At 62.6% G+C, this 2,601-nt stretch carries 2 protein-coding genes; one reads left to right on the plus strand and one right to left on the minus strand.

The window, feature by feature from the left end:
- Window positions 1-128: 128 nt before the first annotated feature.
- A complete protein-coding gene (locus EXE52_RS18030) occupies window positions 129-1,334 on the plus strand; it encodes a Cdc6/Cdc18 family protein (RefSeq protein ID WP_089308807.1) in 1,206 nt (401 codons plus the stop codon).
- 104 nt (window positions 1,335-1,438) lie between these two features.
- On the opposite strand, the gene EXE52_RS18035 is transcribed toward EXE52_RS18030, so the two are convergent.
- Complete coding sequence (locus EXE52_RS18035) at window positions 1,439-1,999, minus strand: TATA-box-binding protein (protein WP_049932645.1); 561 nt, start codon at window positions 1,997-1,999, stop codon at window positions 1,439-1,441.
- Between the last annotated feature and the right edge of the window lie 602 nt (window positions 2,000-2,601).

Below are 2,601 nucleotides of genomic sequence, written 5' to 3' on the forward strand. Positions count from 1 at the left end.
CCCCACGGCCGACCACCCTTTTCACCGGAAACACGGTGTGTGTCTCTCTCCACCGACCCGTCCCTCGCTCCGCTCCGAACGTGGCCGCGAAACAGAACGCATTTCACCGGAAACACGGTGTCTCCCTCATGGACGCAGCGGACGACCTCTTCACGAGGGAGGACCCTATCTTCGCGAACAAGGAACTCCTCGAGATCAGTCACTTGCCGGGCGAGGGACGCATTGTCGGCCGCGACGACGAGATCGCCGATCTGGCGACGGCGGTCAATCCGGCCATCTTCGGCCAGAGCCCGAGCAACGTCCTCATCTACGGGAAGACGGGCACCGGGAAGTCCCTGTGCGCGAAGTACGTCTCCAAGCGACTCGTCTCGACCGCGAGCGAGGAGGGCGTTACGGCGACGTTCGCCTACGTCGACTGCGCGCAGGACACCACCGAGACGCAAGCGGTCCAGACGATCGCCGAGGGCGTCAACGACCCCGAGGAAACCGGGATCAACGTCCCCGATAAGGGGCTCTCTACGTCCACGTACTACAAGCGACTCTGGCGGATCCTCGACCAGCGGTACGACGTCGTCTTGATCCTGCTCGACGAGATCGATAAGCTCGATGATGACGCCATCCTGATGCAACTGTCCCGCGCTGGCGAGGCGGGAAAGATCACCGACTGTAAGTTGGGCGTCGTCGGCATCAGCAACAAGATCCAGTACAAAGACCGGATGGACGAGCGCGTCAAATCGAGCCTCTGTGAGCGCGAGTTCGTCTTCCCGCCGTACGACGCGAACCAACTCAGGGAAATCATGCAGGCGCGGGCGGACGCGTTCCACGACGACGTTCTCGAACCCTCGACGATCCCGCGCGCCGCCGCGCTGGCGGCGCGCGAACACGGCGACGCGCGGAAGGCTATCGACATCCTCCGGTACGCGGGCGAGATCGCACAGGCGAACGGCGAACCCACTGTTCGTGAGGAGTTCGTCACGCAGGCGCGCGAGCGAGCCGAGACCGACCGATTCCGCGAACTCATTCGCGGGTCCACCCCGCACTCGAGGTACGTGCTTCAGGCGCTCGCGCTACTGTCGCTCTCGAACGGTCGTCAGGACGGATTCCGCACGAGCCGCGTGTACGAAATCTACGAGAACATCTGCCGGCAGGAGGGATCCGATAGCCTCTCGCTACGGCGCGTCCGCGACCTCCTGAAGGAGCACGCGTTCCTCGACATCATCGAACAGTCGAAACACAGCGGCGGTAGCGCCGAAGGAAGCTACACGAAGCACCAACTCCTCGAGGACCCGAGCGTCGTCAAAGAGGTCCTTACCGAGGATGAAGCCGAGAGCTGATCGAGTCGGTTCGGCCACCCGACGGTCCCCCCGCCACCGCTCTACGACGAGCACCGTGCCGTCGCCGCGACGAGGCCCCGCACAGACCGATCGATTCGCCCGCGTCAGCCGAGCAGGCCGAGTCCTTCGATCCGCTCGACGATCTCCTCGACGGCTTCCTCGGCGTCGTCAGTCCGCTTACCGCCAGTGATGACGATCTTCCCGCTTCCGAAGAGGAGGATGACGACCTCGGGTTCGTCCATCCGGTAGACGAGCCCGGGGAACTGCTCCGGCTCGTACTCTACGTCTTCGAGACCGAGCCCGATCGCGAGGGCGTTGAGATTGAGGTTGTGCCCCAAGTCCGCGCTCGACACGATGTTCTGAACGGTGATCTCCGGATCATCCTCGACCGGGATCTGGAGGCCCCGAAGCTTCTCGAAGATGATCCCGAGCGCGTCGTGGACGTCGTCGATGCTCTTGGCACCCGTACAGACGATCTTCCCCGACCGGAAGATGAGCGCGGCCGCCTTCGGCTCTTGAGTCCTGTAGACGAGGCCGGGGAAGTTGTCGGGATTGAAATCTGCGCCCGGGAGATCCTCTGCGAGCGCCTCCAAGTCGAGCTCCTGACCGATACCCGTCGATGCAACAACGTTCTGAATCTCGATCGAGTCTGCAGGGTTCGTCATCGTTCGCTTTTATATGTGTCCCCCTCCCTTATAAACGCCCGTGGTATAAATGGCCAACTGCCCCACACCGCACATAGTGTCCTGTCCTGCGCGCGCGTGAGGCCGCCGCCGCAACCTGGATTCCATGATACACTCCTGATACGTTCGGCTCTCAGACGTTCCGATCGTATCGTCCAGTGTCGCGAGATCCTGCCGATACCAAATCTCCCTACTGGATCAGCTCGTTGTAAACTGCTCCATGAAACCGCATGACGTGGGGCCGACGCTTCGACGGGGTTAAATACAACCCGGGCATTCGAATGAATGCGAGGAGCCCCCGACGGGGGGGCACCGGCCGGCCGCCAACGCGGCCGGTCGAAGCGTTCCGACGTGCTTAAGTGTATAAGCCCGTTCGGTTGAAACGCGAAGAACGCACCGCGGACTCGGGCCGTTCAACTCGGCCCGGTTTCGCAGAGTCGGTTCATCCGACTCACCCGATGAGGATCGCGCCCCCTGCGCTCCGGCGTAAGCGGCGATCTGATGTGAGCCGTGGTCGTTCGGTGTCATCCAAGCCGCTGGATGGACCGGACACCACACAGACCAATGCAATGGTGTGTCAACCT

It is taken from the genome of Halorubrum sp. CGM4_25_10-8A (assembly GCF_005435025.1).
Classification (GTDB): domain Archaea; phylum Halobacteriota; class Halobacteria; order Halobacteriales; family Haloferacaceae; genus Halorubrum; species Halorubrum ezzemoulense.